Below are 18,600 nucleotides of genomic sequence, written 5' to 3' on the forward strand. Positions count from 1 at the left end.
GTCGGGCCGGTCGCGCCCACGGTCTCCGAGACCCTGCGGCCGGCGTGGGGCGCATCCGTCCTCGTCGTCCGACAGGCAGCCACGAGCAGCAACGTCAGGTCGTCCTCTTCCATTCAGAGTGCCGATTTCGACCCTACATTAGACCTTGTCTAAGTCAACGCAGACACAAATCTTCAGCCGAATCCAGCCGCCTGATACCCTCCCCCCATGAGTGACCTGCTGCAACGACTCCGGGACCGCGGCTGGCGGCTGACCGCGCAGCGACGGGTCGTCGCCCAGGTCCTGGACGGCGACCACATCCACTACACGGCCGACGAGATCCACGCCCGCGCGGTGGAAATGCTGCCCGAGATCAGCCGTGCCACGGTCTACAACACGCTGGGCGAGCTGGTCTCGCTCGGCGAGGTGATCGAGGTGAGCACCGACGGGCGGGCGAAGCGGTACGACCCGAACGCCCACCACGCCCACCAGCACCTGGTCTGCCAGTCCTGCGGCACCATCCGCGACGTCCACCCGACCGGCGACCCGATGGCCGGCCTGCCCGAGGCCGAGCGCTTCGGATTCACCCTTTCGGGTGTGGAGGTCACGTACCGCGGCCTCTGCCCCTCCTGCGCGAACCCGCAGTAGCCGAGCCGGATCAGCCCAGCGGGTCGGCCAGCCCCCAGCCCTCGGCGAGCAGGGTGTCGACGGCCCGCAGTGCCCGCGCCAGCCGCTCGGCCCGGTCCCCGCGCAGTTCCAGCCACGGCACGCCCGCGGCCGTCAGCACCTCGCGGAAGCGGCCGGTCATCCACGGCCGCAGGTGCTCGCCGTCGCGCAGCCCGTCGTCGTCGAAGGCCACGCCCTCGTCCGAGGTGAGCAGGTACAGCGCGCGCGGCGGCAGGCCTTCGGCGAGCCGGCGGACGGGCCCGGTGGCGCGCCCCCGGTAGCGCTCCTGCCAGACGGTGGTGGCCAGGGTGTCGGTGTCGCAGACCAGTACCGGCCCGCCGGAGCGGGCGGCGCGCTCCTCGGCCTCGTTCTGCCGGCGGCCGACGAGCTCGAAGTCGGCGTCCGTCCACTCCAGGTCGAACACGGTCGGCGGCGGCCCGCCGGGGCGGGCGAGACCGCGGGCGACGGCGAGCTTCGCGGCGGTCAGCTCCCGGCCGTACTCGGGCACCCAGCGGGTCGCCGCGTGCGGGCCGCCGCGCCCGCGGAGGGCGGCCGCCAGGTCGCGGGAGAGCGTGGTGGTGCCGGTGGACTCGGCGCCGAGCACCACCACCCGTCGGGTGAACCAGGCCCGCACCGGCGGCTCCAGGTCGTCCCAGTGGGCGAGCGGGTCGGCCCGGACCTTGGTGCCGGAGACGGCGAAGGTGTCCCGCGGCACGTCCAGCAGGACGGGCGCCGCGCCGAACCGGCGGGCGAGCTCGGTGCCGTACGGCTCCGAGCTGAACACCGCGTCGACCGGCCGGGCGGGTGGCGCGGCGGCCACGGCCTCGCGCATCAGGGCCACGTGCCCGGCCCAGACCTCGGTGCTGTCGTAGTCCACCGGCAGGTCGTCGGCGATCCCGGCGACCGCGACGTGCGGCTCGCCGACCCAGTGCTCGCGGATCCAGGCGACGCGGTCGGCCAGCGGTATCGACTCGCAGGCGGCCGCCATGACGACCACCGTGACCCGCTCGCAGGCGTCCGCGGCCGCCCGGACCAGGAAGTGGTGGCCTGCGTGCGGCGGGTAGAACTTGCCGATCACCAGGCCGTGGGCGAACCGGCCGGCGGCGGGTGCGGCGGCGCTCATGCCGGCACCCCCGCCCGGGCGGCGAGCGGACGCGCGGCGGTGAGCTCGCGGTGCCAGCCGCGCAGCCCGATGCCGCACATGGCGAGGAAGAGCACGTACACCACGGCCGTCAGCACCAGGCCCTTGGCCGCGTACAGCGGGATGTAGACCAGGTCGGCGGCGATCCAGAGGTACCAGTTCTCCAGCTGCTTGGCGTTCAGCAGCCACTGCGCGGCGAGCGACAGGGCGGTGGTCAGGGCGTCCCAGAACGGCGCGCTGTCGTTCGCCCGGGTGAGCAGCAGGGTGAGCCCCCAGGTCGCCGGGACGAGCAGCGCGGCCAGTACCAGCAGGGTGGTCGGCGAGGCGTGGCCCATCGCGCGGCCGGTGCGGCGCTCGCCGCCGCGCAGCCAGCGGTACCAGCCGTGGGCGGCCAGCAGCAGGAAGACGATCTGAAGCGCGGCGTCGGCGTAGAGGCGGGCGCTCCAGAACAGCGCGAAGAAGAACAGGTTGTTGGCGATGCCCACGGGGAAGTTCCAGGCGTTCGCCCTGACGCACAGCCAGACGCAGACCGCCCCGGTGGCGAAGCCCAGGAGTTCGGCCGCGGTGACGGCGTCCTGCCCGAGCAGGAAGAGTTGGTGGTTGAGCGGCGCGAGCAGCCCGCCCAGGGAGTCGGCGACGGACACGGGGTCCCCCTTCATCGTTTGCGTCAGCATGACGATAAGGGGTGTGCGGGCGGCCGCGCAATGCCCTTCCCCGCTGGTGGGGGCGGCATGGCCGACCGGATTCCCCGTCACCTCCGGCAGCGAGACCGAGCTGTCCGGACGGGGTGCAGGCACAGGGCGGTCCCGCCGGGCAGCCATCGGAGGTGACGCATCGGTCGTTCCCATCGCCCGGTCCGGTGACACCGGCATCACCCGCCCCTACCATCGGCACACCACCGCGGCCGTCGCGCCGGTGGGCGGCCGGCCGAGCAGTGTCCGGCCGCCTCGCGGGTCCCGGGGCGCGCCCCACCGCGTCCCGGGACCGTCCGCGCGGACGGCGCCGGACGGCGCCGCTCAGCGCTCCAGGCGCGGGCTGACGGACCGTCATCGGGTGGGGCTCACAGCAGAGCACGCCCCGGGCGGACGCCACCGGGGCGAGCAGCCCGCCCCGGCGACGCCGCGGCGTGTCGATGGCACCCGCGGCGGGCCGGGCCGCCGATACTCCGAGTCGGACAGAGAAGAGGGCACGATGGAGTACCTGGTCGACATGGTGACCACCGTCCCGGACGGCACGTCCGAGCAGGCCGTGGCCGAGATGAGGGCCCGCGAGGCGGCCCGCTCGCGCGAACTCGCCGCCGCGGGCAGCCTGCTGCGGCTGTGGCGCCCGCCGCTCGCGCCGGGGCAGTGGCGCACCTGGGGGCTGTTCGACGCACCCGACGAGGAACGGCTGGAGCAGGTGCTCGCCTCGATGCCGCTGCGCGCCTGGCGGCACGACACCGTCACTCCGCTCTCACCGCACCCGAACGACCCGGGGCCGGGGGCGGCCCGATGAGCGGCACCCCCCGCGACGAACAGGACCTGCGCGGCCTGCTCGACCGCTGGAAGACGGCGGTCGACGCCCACCGGCCCGAGGAGGTTGCCGCCTGCTTCACCGAGGACGCGATCTTCCAGGGCCTGCACCCCTACACCGTCGGCCGCGCCGGCATCGCCGACTACTACCGCGCGCAGCCGCTCGGCATGACCGCCGAGTACCGGATCCTGGAGACCCGGCGCCCAGTCGACGACCTCCTGCTCGGCTACCTCGCCGTCGACTTCGCCTTCACCGATCGCCCGACCATCGACGTCCACCTCGGCGTGCTGCTGTGCCGGACGGCCGCGGGCTGGTCCATCGCCCACTACCAGGTCTCCCGGCTGCCCTGAGGCCCGGGCTGCGAAGGCCGACGCAGGGCAGGCGACACCCGTCGCGGTCACCGGCCCGGTGTCACCAGAAACGCGGCTGGTGGGGGATCGACTCCAGGTCGGTGAGGACCAGTTCGCGGTCCTCGTCCTCGGCGATGTCCTCGGCGGCGGCCAGCGCCTGCTCCGTCCACACCCGGGCCTGCTCGCGGTCGCCGGCGACCGCGAGCGCGCGGGCCACCGACTCGTGGGCGAAGGCGAGGTCCCAGTCACCGATGCCGTGGGCCCGGCAGATCTCCAGGCCCCGCCGGGCGTGGTACAGGGCGGGCTCGGCGCGGCCCAGCACGCTGTACACCCGCGAGCACTGCCACTCGCCGCGGCTGAGGTTCACCGGCTGACCGACCTGGCCCCAGTGGTGGCGTGAGGCATGGGCCATGTGAAGCATCCGGTCGTCCTCCTCGACGCTGCGGTCCTCCTTCTCCAGCAGCCGCCACACGCCGTTGAACAACTCGACGGCGAGGCGGCGCTCGCTCTCGTCGGGGCCGGCGGGGGCGGGCTGCGCGGGGCTGTCGGTCATGGCTCGGGTGACTCCGTCCGCCAGAAGATGGTCGATGCGGTGGAGGTCGCCCCGGACCCGGTCCAGGCGGGCCCGCAGCCGGCGCCGGTGCTCGCTGAGCACCCGCGCAGCCACGGACTCGTCGTCCGGGTCGGCCAGGCACAGCCGCACCTGCTCCAGCGGCAGGTCGACCGAGCGCAGCAGCCGGACCAGCCGCGCGTGCGCGATCTGCTCGGCCCCGTAGAAGCGGTACCCCGTGTCCGGGTCCACCACCGCGGGAGCCAGCAGCCCCACCCGGTCGTAGTGACGCAGGGCCTTGGCGGTCAGCCCGACACGACGTGCCAGCTGACCGACCGTGAGCAACTCCGGGCCGTCCACCATGCCCCGACCCTAGAACCTTGCCCCGCGGCAACCGCAAACCCCGGTCCCTTCCGGCCTCCGCCCCACGGGCCCGCCCGGCCGGGCGGACCGTCCGCCATGACGACGGCCTACGGCGCGGGACGGATCATTCCGACCAGGTTCGGAGCAGTGCCCACGGTGCCCGCCCCGCGCGGGTCGGGCGACACCGGGAGCGACCTGCTCGCGCCATCGGACGCTCCCGCGGCGGGCTGACCACGAAGATCCACCTCGCCGCGGACGGCCGATGCCGCCCGCTGTGCTTCCACCTCACGCCCGGCCAGGCAGGCGACGCGCCCGCGTTCGACCGTGTGATGGCTGCCCTGCGGGTGCCCAGGGTGATCGGGAGGCCACGGACTCGCCCTCTCGTGGTCCTGGCGGACCGGGTCTACTGGTCGAGGGCCATCCGCCAGCACCTGCGTCGGCGCGGGATCCGGGCGCTGATCCCCCAGCCGGCCGACTCACAGCGGGTTCGTGATCACCAGGGCACGACGCCGTCGTCTTCGAAGAACGAACCGTTCGGGCCGCCGTCGGGCAGCGTGGCGAGCCGGATCGCCGTGGCCGCGCCCTGTTCGGGAGTGCGGGGACCGTGGAAGCCGGTGAAGTCGGTGGCGACCAGGCCCGGGCAGGTGGCATTGATCAGGATGTTCGTACCGGCGAACTGCCGGGCGTACTGCAAGGTGAGGGCGTTGAGGAAGGACTTCGACGGCGCGTAGGCTGCCATGATCGGGCCGACCTCGATGTCCGGGTCCGCCTGCCGGGTCAGGGAGCCGACGCTGCTGGAGACGTTGACGATGCGCGGCGAGGCCGAGCGCCGCAGCAGTGGCAGCATCGCGTTGGTCACCCGGACGACACCCATCACGTTGGTGTCCACGACGGTGCGGAGCACCTCCAGGTCGAGAACGGTCGGGTCCTGCACCCACCCCGGGCCCATCTCGCCCGAGATACCGGCGTTGTTGACCAGGGCGTCCAGGCGGCCGGCCAGTCGTTCGATCAGTTCTGCGGCATCGATGACGCTCTGGCCGTCGGTCACGTCCAGCGGTACCTCGAAGGCGTCCACGCCGCCGGCGCGCAGCTTTCCGACGGCGGTTTCGCGTCGGGCCGCGTCACGGGCTCCCACGCCCACGCGGTACCCGAGGCTGCCCAGCCCGGCCGCGATCTCGTACCCGATGCCCTTGTTCGCGCCGGTCACCAGCGCGATCATCGTTTCGCTCATGCCGATGATGGTGGCTCGCGGCCCAGTGGCGCGGCCAACACCGATACGGTGCCCTGTCATACCTGTCAGGTATCACCGCGTATGCTGCGGCCGTGGACACCCTGGAAACCCGCGAGTTGAGGTACTTCGTGGCCGTCGCCGAGGAGCTGCACTTCGGGCGCGCCGCCGAGCGCCTCGGCATGGCCCAGCCGCCGCTGTCGCGGGCGATCCAGCAGCTCGAACGGCGCCTCGGGGTCTGCCTGCTGGAGCGCAACCGCCGTGGTGTCCGCCTGACCGGTGCCGGAGAGGTGCTGTTGCAGGAGGGCCGGGCAGCCCTCGACGCGACCGCTGCCGCCGCCCGCCGCACCCGGCGCGCCGGCGGTGCCGACAGCCCTGGTGGTCCCCGCGATCAGCTGGTCCTCGCGGTGAAGGCCGCCGCGTCCCACGACCTGCTGCGCAAGCTCCTCGACGCCTACGCGGCCGAACCCGGCAGCGCCGAGGTCGAGGTGCTGCTGTGCGGTATGTGCGAGCAGGAGGAGCTGCTGCGCGACGGACGTGCCGATGTCGCGCTGATGCACACGCCGTGGAACTCCCTCGCCGGATTCGACAGCGAGGCACTCACGACCGAGGGGCAGGTCGCCCTCCTGCCTGCCGGGCACCCGCTGGCCGCCCGCGAGACCCTGTCCCTGGCCGACATCAGGGACGTCCCCGACCTGCCGCTCGCCCGCTGGCCCACCCACGGCACCTACGCCCCCGGCCCGGGCCCCGAGATCCACAACCAGACGCAACTGGCCCAACTGACTGCCCTCGGACGCACCGTGGCGGTCGTCCCCGACTCCGCCCGCTCCTGGCTGTGGGCCGAGCACGCGGCCGTCCCCTTGACCGACGCGCCTCCCGTCGTGACCCACATCGCCTGGCCCGCGCACAGCCGCTCCCTCGCCCTGGCCGGCCTGGTCCGCACGGCGGCGCGGCTATGACCGGGTCCCGCCCCCCCCAGCGGCCACCATCCGTCAGCAACCGAGGCAGCAGGGAACGGGGGGAATCACCGGGACGGTTCGATTTCCGCAGCGTCACAGGCGTTTTCGTCACCACGCGGGCGTCTCCGTTGGGTCCGAAGCCGCCGTTGGCGACCTCGCAGTAGATCCTCCGCAGCAGCGGCGCCACGGGAAACCTGGTGAGGGCCTCGAATTCGTCTGCGGCCGTCATCGGTGCAGGCCACACCTCCTGCTGCGGTCTCGGCCCGCGGGCTCAGGCGAGGGCGGCGGCCAGCAGGGCGAAGGCGGCGATGATCACGGCGACGCGGACGTAGTGGTAGCGGTCCCAGCGGTTCGCCTGCTCCTTCCAGTCCGCGGGTCGGTTCTCGGGGGTCCACGTCTTGCTCCGGTTGTTGATCGGGACGAGGAGCTACGAGAAGACCGCCACCGTCTATCAGGCCGGGACTCCACATCGCAGGCATCTTCATCCGGTCCGCCCGCTGGTCCAAGAGCAAAGACCCTAGGCCGGTTGGCTGCTCCCGTTGACGAAGGTGTAGAGCTCGATGATGACGCCGTCCTTGCAGCGGGCGATGTCCATGCCGGTCACGATGGGCGGCTGACCGGCGGGGCCGTAGTGGAAGGCGAGGTGGCCGAGGTCGTCGTTGACGGAGACGGGGCCGTCGGGCCGCATGACCCAGTCCGGGGACTGCGCGAGCAACTCCGCGGCGCGCCGGGCGAGCGCCTCGCGGCCTCGGTTCACGCGGTCGGGTTCGTGCCACACGACGTCCTGGGCGTAGGTCACCGCGATGGCCGCGTTGCGGCGCTCGGCGTCCGGTTCGCTGAAGACGTCGAGGAGGTTGCGGCGCATCAGGTCCGCGACGGTGGCGTTCATGGGCGGTCCTTCGGGGTTGGCTCGCGGGGGGAATGGTGGCCTCGGCTGGCGGCTTCACACGACCTGTGCACCAGGCGCCTCCCGACCTGGGCCGTGGTCATCAGGCACAGCGTGACGGCAGAGCAGCCCAGCACATCGGATGACGCCGAACGGCGGCAGACCGCGCGGGGAACATCACGCTGCTTCGCCGACGGCTCTATGCCTCGAGGGTCTTGGCGGCGTCGCGGATGACGTCGAGGACCAGGTCGGGGTGCGAGAGCATGGGCACGTGGCTGCTGTCGACGGCGTAGGTCTTGGCGCCGATGCGCTCGGCGGCGGCCCGCTCCAGGTCCGGGTTCACGGTGCGGTCGTTGTTCGCGACGATGTACCAACTCGGCTTCGTACGCCAGGCGGTGCCGGGAACCTGCTGGGTGAACAGGTCCGGGACCGGCACGGCGCCCGTCGCGAGGACGAGCTTCTGCTCGGCTGCCGGCAGATCGCCGCAGAAGTCGCCGATGCCCGACTCGAGGAGCCAGATCCGGCCGTCGGCGACGTCGATGTGCTCGAAGACGGGCGTGCGGGCGAACTTGTCCTGCTGGTCCTGCGAGGTCTCGTCCTCGTCGGGGGCGAGCGCGGCGATGTAGACCAGAGCGCCCACGCGGTCGTGGATGCCGGCCTTGGTGATCAGGGTGCCGCCGTAGGAGTGACCGACCAGGACGACGGGGCCCGGCACGTGGTTGATGGCGCGGGTGACGCACGCGACGTCGCCCTCGAGAGAATCGAGGCCGTGCTGCGAGGCGGACACCTCGTGGCCCTCGGCCTGGAGCGTGGGGATGAGCTTGTTGAAGCACGACCCGTCGGCCCAGAGTCCGTGGGCGAAGACGATGCTCGCCTTGCTGGCCATGATTTCCTCTTTCGTAGACATCGAGCCGTGACCGTGATGTCACACTGGGTGTCGACGCTATTGCCCTTCGCGGCGAGCCGCGACTGCCGCTCGACCCCGGACCGTTCGGCGGTACGCCTGGAGGTGGGCTTCCGGTCGGTTGGCCGAGTCGGGGCGAACAGGCGCCGTCCAGGTCCATCGGCATGCCGCCGGTGCTCGACCTCGACAGGCCCGATCCAGGAACCACCGGACCATGCCCTGGGGCGCTCCCGCGGGGCCTCGCCCCGGCATCTTGGTGTGCTGGAAGGGCTCGGCGATCGCGGCCGAGCCGCTTCAGGCGTGCCCGTGATCACGGCGGTCAGCGAAAGGGCACGCAATGGCTGCGTCAGGAGCTCGGGCTCGGGCAAGGTCTGGGTCGGGGCTCGGCCGGAGAACGGTGTTGAGTCTCCAGTGACTGGAGACCGCAGAGTAGGGGGCATGGACGGTACGACCCTCTACTCGATCGGGGAGCTTTCCCGGCGGACCGGCTTGTCCGTGAGGACGATCCGGTTCTACTCCGATGCGGGGGTGGTCGCGCCGACCACCCGAAGTCCCGCCGGCTACCGGCTCTACGACCCTGACGCACTGCTTCGCCTGGAACTCCTGCGCACACTGCGCGAGCTCGGCATGGACCTGGCCACGATCCAGCGGGTGCTGGACCGCGAGCTCTCGGTGGCGGAAGTCGCCGCGGCGCACGCCGACGCCCTCGACGTCCAGATCCGGGTGCTGCAACTGCGGCGGAACGTGCTGCGAGTCGTGGCCGCACGCGGGTCCGATCCCGAGGAGACCCAGCTCATGCACAGGCTCACGCAGCTGTCCGGCGCCGAACGCCGACGCCTGATCGACGATTTCGTGGAGGGCACCTTCGGCACCGTGGATGCCGACCAGGCCGAGGTGGCCATGGTCCGCGCTGCCACGCCCGACCTCCCCGACGACCCGACCAGCGAGCAGATCGCCGCGTGGGCGGAACTCGCCGAGCTGATCGGCGACGAGGACTTCCGCGCCCGGATGCGCCGGACGGCCGGGTTCCAGGCCGGCGGGCGCCCACTCGGCATCGAGCGCGAGGCCGGCGAGGAGCTGATGGACTTCACCCGCCGGACGTTGGCCGAGGCCATGGAGTCGGCCACCGACCCGCTCAGCGACAGGGCCGCACCCGTCATCGACAACCTCGTGCACCGCTTCGCCAAGGTGCTCGCCCGTACCCCCGACACGGAGTTCCGGGACTGGCTGGCCCAGCGGTTCGAAGAAGCCCACGATCCGCAGGTGGACAGGTACTGGCGGCTGGTGTGGATCCTCAACGGCTGGCAGGTCGTACCGAATCTGGTTCCGGTGTATCCCTGGTTCATCCGGCCCTGCGCAAAGGCGGTGACGCGTAGCCACCGCAGTGGGTGCTACCCGGATCCCTGGAAGAGCCCGAGGGATCACCGGCTGACACGAGACGAGGGCGTCCTCCGTCGATGTGCGGCGAACGACCTGGACGCCCTCGCGCGGCGCTCTGTGCCCGGAGCGTCGGCAAGGCGGCGGCTTCGCAGAGGCGGCCTTCCCTCGGAATCACGCCCACGCTCGATGCCGCCGGGCTGAGAGTTGGCGCCGCCCGGAGTTTCGCGCCCGTGGTGAGCCGGCCGCCCGTCAGCAATCCGGGCAGTCGGGAATTGGGGGAATCATCGGGAAAGTCTCATTTCCGCAGAGCCAGTCGGTGAGCCGTTTCAGCCAGCCGTCATCCGCCTCGCATCCGCCCTGCGAGGCGCGGCCATCTCTGGCCCGAGTGCCCTTCTCCGTCGGTTGAGTTGGCGGTGTCCGGCTACAGGGCTTTCCTGTCGGGTCTGACGTCTTGCGGCTGAGACGCCGCTGGTGGCCCGCTCATGAGGCGACGGGTGACGGGACGCGGAGCGGCGCCAGTGCGGTGCTCCAGGTGATGACCTGGTCCAGCATCGTGTTCAGGGCGGGCAGGTTGTAGTCGCCTGGTTTGAAGGCGCTGTAGTTCTCGAACTCGGTGATCAGGGACAGCGCGACCTGCTGCCGCACGTCGGCCATCTGGAGCTCGGCGGCGACCAGGCGCAGCTGTTCGACCGCGCGGACACCGCCGACCCCGCCGTAGGACACGAAGCCGACCGCCTTGTTGTTCCACTCGGCGTACAGGAAGTCGAGCGCGTTCTTCAGCACGGCGGGAATGCCGTGGTTGTACTCCGGCGTCACGATGACGAACCCGTCGAACGATGCGATCTCGTCCGCCCACTGCCGGGTGTGCTCGTGCTGGTACTGGCCGAGCGACGGCGGCAGCGGCTCGTCGAGGTGCGGCAGGGGGTGGTCGCGGAGGTCGATGAGTTCGAAGTCGGCGTCGTCGCGGCGCGAGGCGATGTCGAGCACCCACTTCGCCACCTGTTCGCCGTTGCGGTTGGGGCGGGTGCTGCCGAGGATGATGCCGATCTTGAGCATGACGTTCCTCGCCTTCTTGCGGACAGATCGTCTTGTACTCAGATGATCTGTTCAACCGCGAGCAGCTGGGTACCATTCCCGTATGAGCACCGGGACACCGGCGACCCCGAAGACCCAGACGACCGATGCGGGCGACCTCACCGGCGACTTCGGCTTCTCACTCCTTGTCCTGGCACGTGCCTACCGAAGGGCCGTCGCGTCGGTCCTGGATGACATCCCTCAAGGCCCGCGCGGCTATCAGGTGCTCTCCGCCGTGGTCCGCGGTGACCAGCCGAGCCAGCTGGCCCTGGCCACCTATCTGGGGATCGATCGCACGGTGATGACCTACCTGATCGACGACCTCGTCACGGCGGGTCTGGTCGAGCGACAGCTCAACCCCGGCGATCGGCGCCAGCGCCGGATCGTCGCCACCACCCAGGGCGTGGAGACCCTCCAGACTCTGCGTAAGCGGGTGCGGCAGGCCGAGGACCGGCTCCTCGGGGCGCTCGACGACAACGAGTGCCAAGCCTTCCGCAGCCATCTGACACGCCTTGCCTGTGACGTCCGGGACGTCGACCTGGCCGCCGAAGCCTGCGACGCGGCCACCGACCTCTGTGAGTAGCTCGTTCTGACGGCCGCTGGATCCGGCCACCGTCTGCGTGCCCGGACCACCGTGGTCATCATGGAACTGCGGCCGACGGGCAGGAGGGATGCGCGATGGAGCTGTTCCCACCGATGCCGCTCGCCGAGTGGCGGGACACGAAGGAGACGCTGCACCGCTTCGCTCAGGTGGTGGGCAAGATCCGCCTTGCGGCGAGCGTGCGGCGCAACCACTGGTGGAACGTCCCCTTCCACCTGACCGGGCGCGGGATCACCACGCGGCCGATGGGACAGGTCGACGGCAACCCGATCTTCACCATCGACTTCGACTTCGTCGGCCACCGGCTGGTCGTCGCGACGGCGGACGGCAGGACGGAGTCCTTCCCGCTCCTCGGCCAGTCCGTGGCATCGTTCTACCGGCAGACCCTGGAGACGCTGGCAGCGTTGGGTGTCCGGGTGGAGCTCCCGGTTCCCCGGCCCTACCGGCTGGCCGACTCCGACCGGCCGTTCGCCGAGGACTTCGAGCACGCGATCTACGAGCCCGCCTGGGCGAATCGCTACTGGCTGGTGCTCAGTCAGGTCGGGCTGGTGCTGGAGGAGTTCGCGGCGCGCTTCTCGGGCAAGGTCAGTCCCGTCCACCTCTTCTGGCACTCACTCGACATTGCCCACACCCGGTTCTCCGGGCACACCGTCGACCAGCCGGCGCAGGTGGACCCGGTGACCCGCGAGGCGTACTCCCGGGAGCTGATCAGCTTCGGGTTCTGGTTCGGGGATGCCGACCTGGGTGAACCGGCCTTCTACTCCTACACGACTCCCGCGCCGGCGCACCTGGCCGAGGACCCGCTCACACCCGCATCCGCACAGTGGATCGAGCTCAACGACAGCCCCCTGGCGGTCCTGCGCTACGACGCGGCCCGTACGGAGGCCGATCCGCGAGCGACCGTCCTCGCCTTCTACGAGAGCGCCTACCGGGCCGGAGCCCTCCGTGTCGGCTGGGACGTCGGCCGCCTCGCCTGCCCGGGTGGAATCACGGATCCGCGGCTGCCGGCCCCGCCGCTGTGAGCACCTCAGTGCAGCTGCCAGTCGGCGGGAACCTTGCCGTGCGGGCAGGGCGTCGGCTGCGAGGCCGGGTGCGCGGCGGGCGCCGCCAGTTCCGGCCCCGCGTAGTACTCCTCGGTCTCCACGTTCCACAACCACGCCTCACCCGGCTCGAAACTGGCCAGGAACGGGTGCCCCGCCTCGCGGGCATGCCTCGTGCCGCGTTGCGAGGGCGAGGAGTCGCAGCAGCCGATGTGCCCGCACGCGGCGCATCGCCGCAGGTGGAACCACCACCCCGGCCCGTCCCCCACCAGGCACTCCACACACCCGTCTCCGCTCGGCTTCGCGGAGGGATCAATCCCCCGGATCGGGCTGTCAGCCATCGGACACGCCTCCCGATGAAGGCTCGGCCGGGCGCCGGTTCGGCACATCGACGCCGTCGAAGCCGTCGGATTGTCCATTCGAATCCCAACCAGCCGGCTCGCACGGAGATTCCGTGACGGGCGGCAGCGGGCGCCCCGTCGCACAGAGTCGAGCCGACGGGAAGCGATGCGCCCCGACAGGATCACGAGGGCCCGGCGGTGACCTTGAAGATGGCAACCGCCCGTGCGTGACTGGAGGGAGCAGCAGTGGCCCGGCCGACATCGAGGTGCCCCGGATGGGATTCATCGGCACAGTGGGGCTGGTACTCCACCCCGAACGCACCTGCGCGCCCACCGTGGAGGCCGTGGTTCGTTGGAGCCGGGCCCGGGGGACGAAGGTCCTCGGCCTGGCGGCGGAGGTGGCACGGATCGGCTGCGAGGCCATTCCGGTCGGGGCCGAGGAGATGACCACGAGCGCCGACCTGCTGATCAGCCTCGGCGGGGACGGCACCATGCTGCGCACCATGCGGCTCGCGACCGGGGGCCACGCGCCGGTCCTGGGCGTCAACGTCGGACGCCTGGGCTTCCTCGCCGAGGTCGACATCCCGGAACTCCCCGCCGCACTGGACGCCATCGACGCCCGCCGCTTCACCGTGGAAGCCCGCTCCGGCGTCCACGCCCGCTTCGGGGCCGCCCAGGAGACGGCACTCAACGACGTCGTGCTCCTGCGCAGCCCAGGACACAAGTCCGCGGCGGTCGCCGTACGGGTCCAGGGCGAGTCCTTCGTGGCCTACACCGCCGACGCGGTGGTCGTCGCCACGCCGACCGGCTCCACCGCGTACAGCTTCTCCGCCGGCGGCCCGATCGTCTCCCCCAACGCGGAGGGACTGCTGATCACCCCCGTGGCGCCGCACGCCGCGTTCAACCGCTCCGTGTTCCTCTCCAGCGGTGAGCGACTCGACCTGGAAGTCCTACCGCACAGCGGCGACCTCGCCATCGAGGCCGACGGCCTCCTGGCCGGCCACGTCTCACCGGGCGACGTCATCGCGGTGACCATGCTGCCCGCCGCCGCACACGTCGTGCGACTCGGCCGCACCACGTTCTACCAGCGGGCCCAACGCAAACTCCGGCTCACCGGCTCGGCGGACCACGCCTGACGCTCCGGTCCCGTGGGGAACCTCGCCTCCGGCCTCGGTGGGCTACGTGCCGGCGTGGCGAGCCTCGGTCCGGCCGACCGGGAGGCGGCGCTCGGCGAATGCCTATCCACCGCGCCCCCGCGCCATGGCCGACAGCCGCCCAACCAGCAGACGTATGGCATGCCGCACACTGCCGGGCGCTCCTACCTGGATTCGACTACGTGAACTCGACCCGTCCGAGCGGATCGGGCCCGGCCGTCAGCGCATCCCGCGCGGCCTTGCCAAGCCGGATCCCCGGGGTAGAGCTCGGTGCGGAGGCGGGCCCAGGGCGACCGCAGTCGCCCCTATAAAGAGCCGGAGCGCTCAGTCGACCCAGACCACGATCGCGAGGCGACGGGCCGCCGCGCCGCGGCAGAAGTCGCGCAGCGCGTCGAAGTACTGGAGGAGGTGGGCCGCGAGGTCGCCGCGGAACCCGTCGAAGCCGCAGATCCGCGCGGCCTCGGACGGGTCGCGCGGCAGCCGCGCCAGCATCTCCGCGGTGTCGACCGCGTCGAGCGCCCGGACGATCCCGGCCACCGCGTCCGGTGCGAGCAGGGCGGGGGGATCGCCGAAACCGTCGTAGACCGTGACGTGGTCCAGGAACGCGATGTCAGCGGAGCCGTCGCCGGACGTGGCGCGGTCGAGGGTGTCGGCGAGACCGGGGGCTGCGCCCGTTCGGCGGAGGTACCGCTCCAGACCCCAGGCCGCCCACTCCAGGTCGAGCAGGTCTGCCGCGGGAGGGTCCCACCGCGGGTCGCCGTCGGCGGAGTCGGCGGCGGCGCGACGGCACCGGTCGAGGTACTCGGGGGACACCCGCGCGAGCTGCTGGGTCAGAGCCATGCGCAGGAGTCTCGCAAGCCCCGCCCCTGCGGCGCACCCCGATATGGCGCGGGGCGCCGCCCGGATTTGCACCGGCCGCGGGGCGCGCGCACAGTCGGTGACATGAGTTCGCCCGTGTACCGGGGCCCCGCGCTGCTCCTGGCCGACGGCCGGGAGATCCGGGTCGAGGCCGAACTGACCGGGGACCTCCCGCGCTACGGCCTGCCGAGCTGGACGGGAACGCTCCAGGGCCGCGACCCCCAGCTGTCCAGCGGAGCGATCCGCCGCGGCCGGCTGCGCCTTCCCAGTGGCTGGGAGGGCGGGTTCGCCGTGATCCGGACGGTGCTCGGCGTTTCGACCGTCTGGGTCCGCGGCAACGACCAGGAGGCCTCGCCGGCCGAATGGCCGGCCTGACTGTGGCCCCGGGCCCGGTGCCCCGGGCCGGGCGTCCGGGAACGCCCGAAAGGGGCCCGGCGCGATGCGCCGGGCCCCTTTCGGGTGCCCCGGTGGTCCCTGTCCGGCCGCCGGGGCGGTGCGGGAGTGGTCGTGCGGTGCCGGACAGTACTGGTGGTGTGCCGAGGTGTCGGCTCAGTACCAGTGGTGGGTCTGCCAGAAGGACCAGGCGGCGTTCGGGCTGCCGTAGCGGGAGTTCATGTAGTCGTAGGCCCACTTGATCTGGGTCTTCGGGTTGGTCTTCCAGTCGGCACCGGCGGAGGCCATTTTGGAGCCCGGCAGCGCCTGGCCCAGGCCGTAGGCGCCGGAGCTCGGGTTGGTGGCGTGCACGTTCCAGCTGGACTCGTGGCTGATGATCTGGTTGAACGAGGCCAGCTGGTTGGCCGGCACGATCTGGGCGGCGATGGCCTGCGGCGACGGGGTCGCGGCGGAGGCGGTGGCCGGCATCAGACCGGCGCCCAGGGCGGTGACACCGGCGGCGCCGGCAAGAAGAACAGCGGAAGTGCGCATACGAAGCTTGAAAGCGGGCATGTAGAACAGGACCTCAATCGGGTTGGGCCGGTGTCCCGCCCGCCGACGTTCCCGGGCCGGACAGGGGCCTCGGGACCGAGGGCGGGACTCGGCGTAGAGCCACACCCGGCGGGACAGGTGCCGGTGCGGCTGACGACTCGGCCAAAGTTGCCAGACCGCTCGCCCGCCGCCAAGGGCCCCCTGATACGACCCGCCGTCGTAGCGAACTCCCGCGCCGTGGAACGGGAATACACCCCCCGGCGGTACCCCGCGCCGTCCTCGGCAGCCCCCTTCCGGGCCTGCCGCGCGGCCCCGGCGGCCGGGTCGGCGGCATGCGCGGGCCCACCGCCGGAACCCGGGCGACCGGGCGGCGAACGTCTACGACGCGCCGTCGTGGTGGCCCCTGCCGTGTGAGCACCCTCACCGGCCCGGAGACCGCAGTTCGCCAGCGCGTTGACGCCCCGCCACGGTGCGTTCCGTGACCGCGGTCTCAGGGCGGCCGGCGAGCACCCCGTACGACCTCCGCGACGACCGCCGCGACGGCGCGAAAACGCGTGGGGAACAGGCCTGCGGAGAGTCAGGACGGCGGCACGGCCGGTCGCGGACCCCGCAGTTCGGCGTACACCGACCAGACCACCGAGACCGCCGGGACGGCGACCACCGCGCCGATCACCCCGGCCGAGATGCTGCCGACCAGCACCGAGACCGCGACCACCACGGGGTGCAGGCTGACCGCCCAGCTCATCACCAGCGGGTGCAGGAGGTGGCCCTCGATCTGGCCGATCACCACGATCAGCGCCAGGACGACGATCGCGATCACCGGCCCGCGGGCGGCCAGCGCCACCAGCGAGGCGATCAGCATCGCGATCGGAGAGCCGACCAGCGGGACGAAGGAGGCGAGGAACTCCAGCACGGTCAGCGGCAGGGCGAGCGGCACCCGCAGCAGGAGAAGGGCGATGCCGACCATGATCGCGTTGCTGGCCGCGACGATGAAGATGCCCCGGGTGTAACCGGCGAAGGTCCGCCAGGCCGCGCGGCCACCCCGGTCGAGGTGGTCGCCGGCGGCGGCCGGCAGCTGGTCGGCGGTCCACCGCCACATCCGCTCGCCCGAGTGCAGGAAGAACACCGACATGAAGAGGGCGAGCGCGGCGCCGGTCGCCACCTCGACCACCCGGCCGGCGCCGCTGACGGCGGTGCTGATCAGGGTCGAGCGGTGTTCGGACAGGAAGTCGGTGACCTTGCGCTGCAGGTCGTCGAAGGTGCCGTGGGCGATGTGCAGGGGTGGCCCCTCCAGCGCCTTCTCCAGCCGGTCGAGGCCGCCCTGGAACTCGTTGGTCAGGCTGGACAGCTCGTTCGCCACGGTCTCGCCGATCAGTGCGAGCAGCCCGGCCGGCACCAGGAGGGCGACGGCCAGCCCGATCAGCACCGCGAGCGGGCGGGGGACCGCCCGGGCGGCCAGGTCGACCAGTGGCCGGACCACCGAGGTGACCACCATCGCGAGGAAGGCCGCCAGCGTGATCAGGTGGAACTTCCCCAGGATGATCAGCACCAGATACGCGGCCCCCGCGACGACGAGCAGCCGCCAGGCGTAGTCGGAGAGGCGCCGCAGCCCCGCCGGGGCGCCGGCGCCGTTCGCCGCCGGGCGGCCCGGCCGCGCGCGCCCCGGCCGCCTCACCGGCACGCCGCACCGCCGTTCCCCGCCGCCCGACGCGCCCGTACCCGCCCCTGCGATTCCTGCCGCGCCGGTACCTGCCGCGCCGACACCCGTACCTGCTGTCGGGTCGGGGCCCGGCCGCCGGGCCGGGGAGTGCGGGGGTGCGAAAGCGACATGAACCCTGGATAGCGGCTGGAGCGCCGCGCGGGCTGTTCCCGCGCCGACGGAGGCCCGCCCCCGGGCCGCTCCTTCACCCGGGGGGCCGCCGCCGGGCCGGGCTCACCTCGTGGTGCGCACCCCGTCCAGGGCGATGCCGAGCACCCGGTCGCGCTGCTCCACGTCGGGGAAGGCGACCGAGGTGATGCCGGAGACCAGCCGCAGCAGGTCGTCGATGCTCATGTCGCCGCGCACCTCGCCGGCCTCCTGGGCGCGCAGCAGCAGGGGCGTGCCCGCGTCGTACATGGACTGGCGGCAGGCGAGGAAGACGTCCGTCAACTCGCCGTCCAGCGCCTCGCGGATCGCGCGCTTGGTCATGGCGTAGTCGACGAACCGGCGCAGCCAGGCGGCCAGCGCCTCCCACGGCGGCTCGCCGGAGACCTCGGCGGCGACCCGGCCGAGGTCGTCGACCTCGTTGGCGTACACCGCCTCGAAGAGGTGCCGGCGGGTCGGGAAGTTGCGGTAGAGGGTGCCGATGCCCACGCCGGCGCGGCGGGCGATGTCCTCCAGGGAGGCGTCGGCGCCGTGCTCGGCGAACGCCTCGCGGGCGGCGACGAGCAGCGCGTCGAAGTTCCGCGCGGCGTCGGCGCGGCGCGGGCGCTGGGCGGCGAGGAACTCGCTCACCACGATCTGGTCCGGCACGGTGACCTCGTTTCGGTGCCCGGGATTGAACCGGAGGCTCACCTCCGCTAATCTGGAGGCATGCCTCGACTTTAACACCGGGGCCCTCGCTTCGGCCTGCCGCGTACGGACGGGCCGTCCCTTCGTCGTGCCGGTCGCCCGCCCGGTCACCCGCTCGGTGACCGCCCGCGACCGGCTG

General features: G+C 72.2%; 20 protein-coding genes and 3 pseudogenes. 10 read left to right on the forward strand and 13 right to left on the reverse strand.

Annotated elements, in window-relative coordinates; all coding sequences use genetic code 11:
• The first annotated feature begins 207 nt into the window (after positions 1-207).
• Positions 208-627 (forward strand): Fur family transcriptional regulator, encoded by a 420-nt coding sequence (locus tag AB0P35_RS27520; RefSeq protein WP_095878281.1) that lies wholly within the window; start codon positions 208-210, stop codon positions 625-627.
• Positions 628-637: 10 nt separating this feature from the next.
• Here AB0P35_RS27520 and AB0P35_RS27525 read toward each other — a convergent pair whose 3' ends face one another.
• Both AB0P35_RS27525 and pnuC read right to left on the reverse strand, forming a co-directional pair.
• Positions 638-1,768: an AAA family ATPase gene (locus tag AB0P35_RS27525; RefSeq protein WP_363515724.1), complete on the reverse strand. Its 1,131-nt coding sequence runs from the start codon at positions 1,766-1,768 to the stop codon at positions 638-640.
• Complete coding sequence (gene pnuC / locus AB0P35_RS27530; protein WP_363515727.1) at positions 1,765-2,430, reverse strand: nicotinamide riboside transporter PnuC; 666 nt, start codon at positions 2,428-2,430, stop codon at positions 1,765-1,767. Before pnuC ends, AB0P35_RS27525 begins: the two co-directional genes overlap by 4 nt.
• Before the next feature lie 547 nt (positions 2,431-2,977).
• Here pnuC and AB0P35_RS27535 point away from each other — a divergent pair.
• Together AB0P35_RS27535 and AB0P35_RS27540 are read left to right on the forward strand one after the other, a co-directional pair.
• A complete protein-coding gene (locus AB0P35_RS27535) occupies positions 2,978-3,280 on the forward strand; it encodes a muconolactone Delta-isomerase family protein (RefSeq protein ID WP_095878284.1) in 303 nt (100 codons plus the stop codon).
• Positions 3,277-3,648 (forward strand): nuclear transport factor 2 family protein, encoded by a 372-nt coding sequence (locus AB0P35_RS27540; protein WP_363515730.1) that lies wholly within the window; start codon positions 3,277-3,279, stop codon positions 3,646-3,648. The genes AB0P35_RS27535 and AB0P35_RS27540 overlap by 4 nt, the downstream gene beginning before the upstream one ends.
• 61 nt (positions 3,649-3,709) lie before the next feature.
• On the opposite strand, the gene AB0P35_RS27545 is transcribed toward AB0P35_RS27540, so the two are convergent.
• On the reverse strand, positions 3,710-4,561 hold the full coding sequence (locus tag AB0P35_RS27545; protein WP_363515733.1) for a MerR family transcriptional regulator: 852 nt from the start codon (positions 4,559-4,561) through the stop codon (positions 3,710-3,712).
• Positions 4,562-4,764: 203 nt separating this feature from the next.
• On the opposite strand from AB0P35_RS27545, the pseudogene AB0P35_RS27550 reads away from it, so the two are divergent.
• Positions 4,765-5,037, forward strand: a pseudogene (locus AB0P35_RS27550) (transposase); the annotation flags it as partial.
• 17 nt (positions 5,038-5,054) lie between these two features.
• Here the strand turns inward: AB0P35_RS27550 and AB0P35_RS27555 are convergent.
• A complete protein-coding gene (locus tag AB0P35_RS27555; protein ID WP_363515736.1) occupies positions 5,055-5,792 on the reverse strand; it encodes an SDR family oxidoreductase in 738 nt (245 codons plus the stop codon).
• Positions 5,793-5,884: 92 nt separating this feature from the next.
• Between AB0P35_RS27555 and AB0P35_RS27560 the strand changes: the two genes are divergently transcribed.
• Positions 5,885-6,748: a LysR family transcriptional regulator gene (locus AB0P35_RS27560; RefSeq protein ID WP_363515739.1), complete on the forward strand. Its 864-nt coding sequence runs from the start codon at positions 5,885-5,887 to the stop codon at positions 6,746-6,748.
• Positions 6,749-7,019: 271 nt separating this feature from the next.
• Here the strand turns inward: AB0P35_RS27560 and AB0P35_RS27565 are convergent.
• The 3 genes and pseudogenes from AB0P35_RS27565 to AB0P35_RS27575 all read right to left on the reverse strand — a co-directional run.
• Positions 7,020-7,175 (reverse strand): annotated as a pseudogene (locus AB0P35_RS27565) (DUF1772 domain-containing protein); the annotation flags it as partial.
• Positions 7,176-7,265: 90 nt separating this feature from the next.
• On the reverse strand, positions 7,266-7,637 hold the full coding sequence (locus AB0P35_RS27570) for a nuclear transport factor 2 family protein (protein WP_363515742.1): 372 nt from the start codon (positions 7,635-7,637) through the stop codon (positions 7,266-7,268).
• A gap of 196 nt (positions 7,638-7,833) precedes the next feature.
• Positions 7,834-8,520 carry an alpha/beta hydrolase gene (locus tag AB0P35_RS27575; RefSeq protein WP_363515745.1) on the reverse strand — a complete coding sequence of 229 codons (687 nt, stop codon included), beginning with the start codon at positions 8,518-8,520 and terminating at the stop codon, positions 7,834-7,836.
• 456 nt (positions 8,521-8,976) lie between these two features.
• Between AB0P35_RS27575 and AB0P35_RS27580 the strand changes: the two are divergent.
• Positions 8,977-9,885, forward strand: a pseudogene (locus tag AB0P35_RS27580) (MerR family transcriptional regulator); the annotation flags it as partial.
• Positions 9,886-10,398: 513 nt separating this feature from the next.
• On the opposite strand, the gene AB0P35_RS27585 reads toward AB0P35_RS27580, so the two are convergent.
• Positions 10,399-10,974, reverse strand: a complete 576-nt coding sequence (locus tag AB0P35_RS27585) for an NAD(P)H-dependent oxidoreductase (protein WP_363515748.1) — start codon at positions 10,972-10,974, stop codon at positions 10,399-10,401.
• A gap of 82 nt (positions 10,975-11,056) precedes the next feature.
• Here AB0P35_RS27585 and AB0P35_RS27590 point away from each other — a divergent pair, with 82 nt between their 5' ends.
• Both AB0P35_RS27590 and AB0P35_RS27595 read left to right on the forward strand, forming a co-directional pair.
• Positions 11,057-11,575, forward strand: coding sequence for a MarR family transcriptional regulator (locus AB0P35_RS27590; protein WP_363515751.1), 519 nt, complete (start codon positions 11,057-11,059; stop codon positions 11,573-11,575).
• A gap of 95 nt (positions 11,576-11,670) precedes the next feature.
• Positions 11,671-12,615 carry a DUF5996 family protein gene (locus AB0P35_RS27595; RefSeq protein ID WP_363515754.1) on the forward strand — a complete coding sequence of 315 codons (945 nt, stop codon included), beginning with the start codon at positions 11,671-11,673 and terminating at the stop codon, positions 12,613-12,615.
• Positions 12,616-12,620: 5 nt separating this feature from the next.
• Here the strand turns inward: AB0P35_RS27595 and AB0P35_RS27600 are convergent, their stop codons facing one another.
• A complete protein-coding gene (locus AB0P35_RS27600; RefSeq protein ID WP_363515757.1) occupies positions 12,621-12,974 on the reverse strand; it encodes a UBP-type zinc finger domain-containing protein in 354 nt (117 codons plus the stop codon).
• 275 nt (positions 12,975-13,249) lie between these two features.
• Between AB0P35_RS27600 and AB0P35_RS27605 the strand changes: the two genes are divergently transcribed.
• Positions 13,250-14,110, forward strand: coding sequence for an NAD(+)/NADH kinase (locus tag AB0P35_RS27605; RefSeq protein ID WP_363515760.1), 861 nt, complete (start codon positions 13,250-13,252; stop codon positions 14,108-14,110).
• Positions 14,111-14,452: 342 nt separating this feature from the next.
• Here the strand turns inward: AB0P35_RS27605 and AB0P35_RS27610 are convergent, their stop codons facing one another.
• Complete coding sequence (locus tag AB0P35_RS27610; RefSeq protein ID WP_363515763.1) at positions 14,453-14,968, reverse strand: DUF1877 family protein; 516 nt, start codon at positions 14,966-14,968, stop codon at positions 14,453-14,455.
• Positions 14,969-15,070: 102 nt separating this feature from the next.
• Here AB0P35_RS27610 and AB0P35_RS27615 point away from each other — a divergent pair, with 102 nt between their 5' ends.
• A complete protein-coding gene (locus tag AB0P35_RS27615) occupies positions 15,071-15,361 on the forward strand; it encodes a hypothetical protein (RefSeq protein WP_144298885.1) in 291 nt (96 codons plus the stop codon).
• A 174-nt stretch (positions 15,362-15,535) separates the two neighbouring features.
• Here the strand turns inward: AB0P35_RS27615 and AB0P35_RS27620 are convergent, their stop codons facing one another.
• From AB0P35_RS27620 to AB0P35_RS27630, 3 genes are all read right to left on the reverse strand, one after another.
• A complete protein-coding gene (locus AB0P35_RS27620; RefSeq protein ID WP_257019712.1) occupies positions 15,536-15,910 on the reverse strand; it encodes a transglycosylase SLT domain-containing protein in 375 nt (124 codons plus the stop codon).
• Positions 15,911-16,487: 577 nt separating this feature from the next.
• Positions 16,488-17,591, reverse strand: coding sequence for an AI-2E family transporter (locus AB0P35_RS27625; RefSeq protein WP_363515767.1), 1,104 nt, complete (start codon positions 17,589-17,591; stop codon positions 16,488-16,490).
• 252 nt (positions 17,592-17,843) lie between these two features.
• Entirely contained in the window at positions 17,844-18,422 is a 579-nt protein-coding gene (locus AB0P35_RS27630) for a helix-turn-helix domain-containing protein (protein ID WP_363515770.1), read from the reverse strand.
• Positions 18,423-18,600 lie beyond the last annotated feature (178 nt).

This window comes from Kitasatospora sp. NPDC085879 (genome assembly GCF_040686255.1).
GTDB lineage: Bacteria > Actinomycetota > Actinomycetes > Streptomycetales > Streptomycetaceae > Kitasatospora.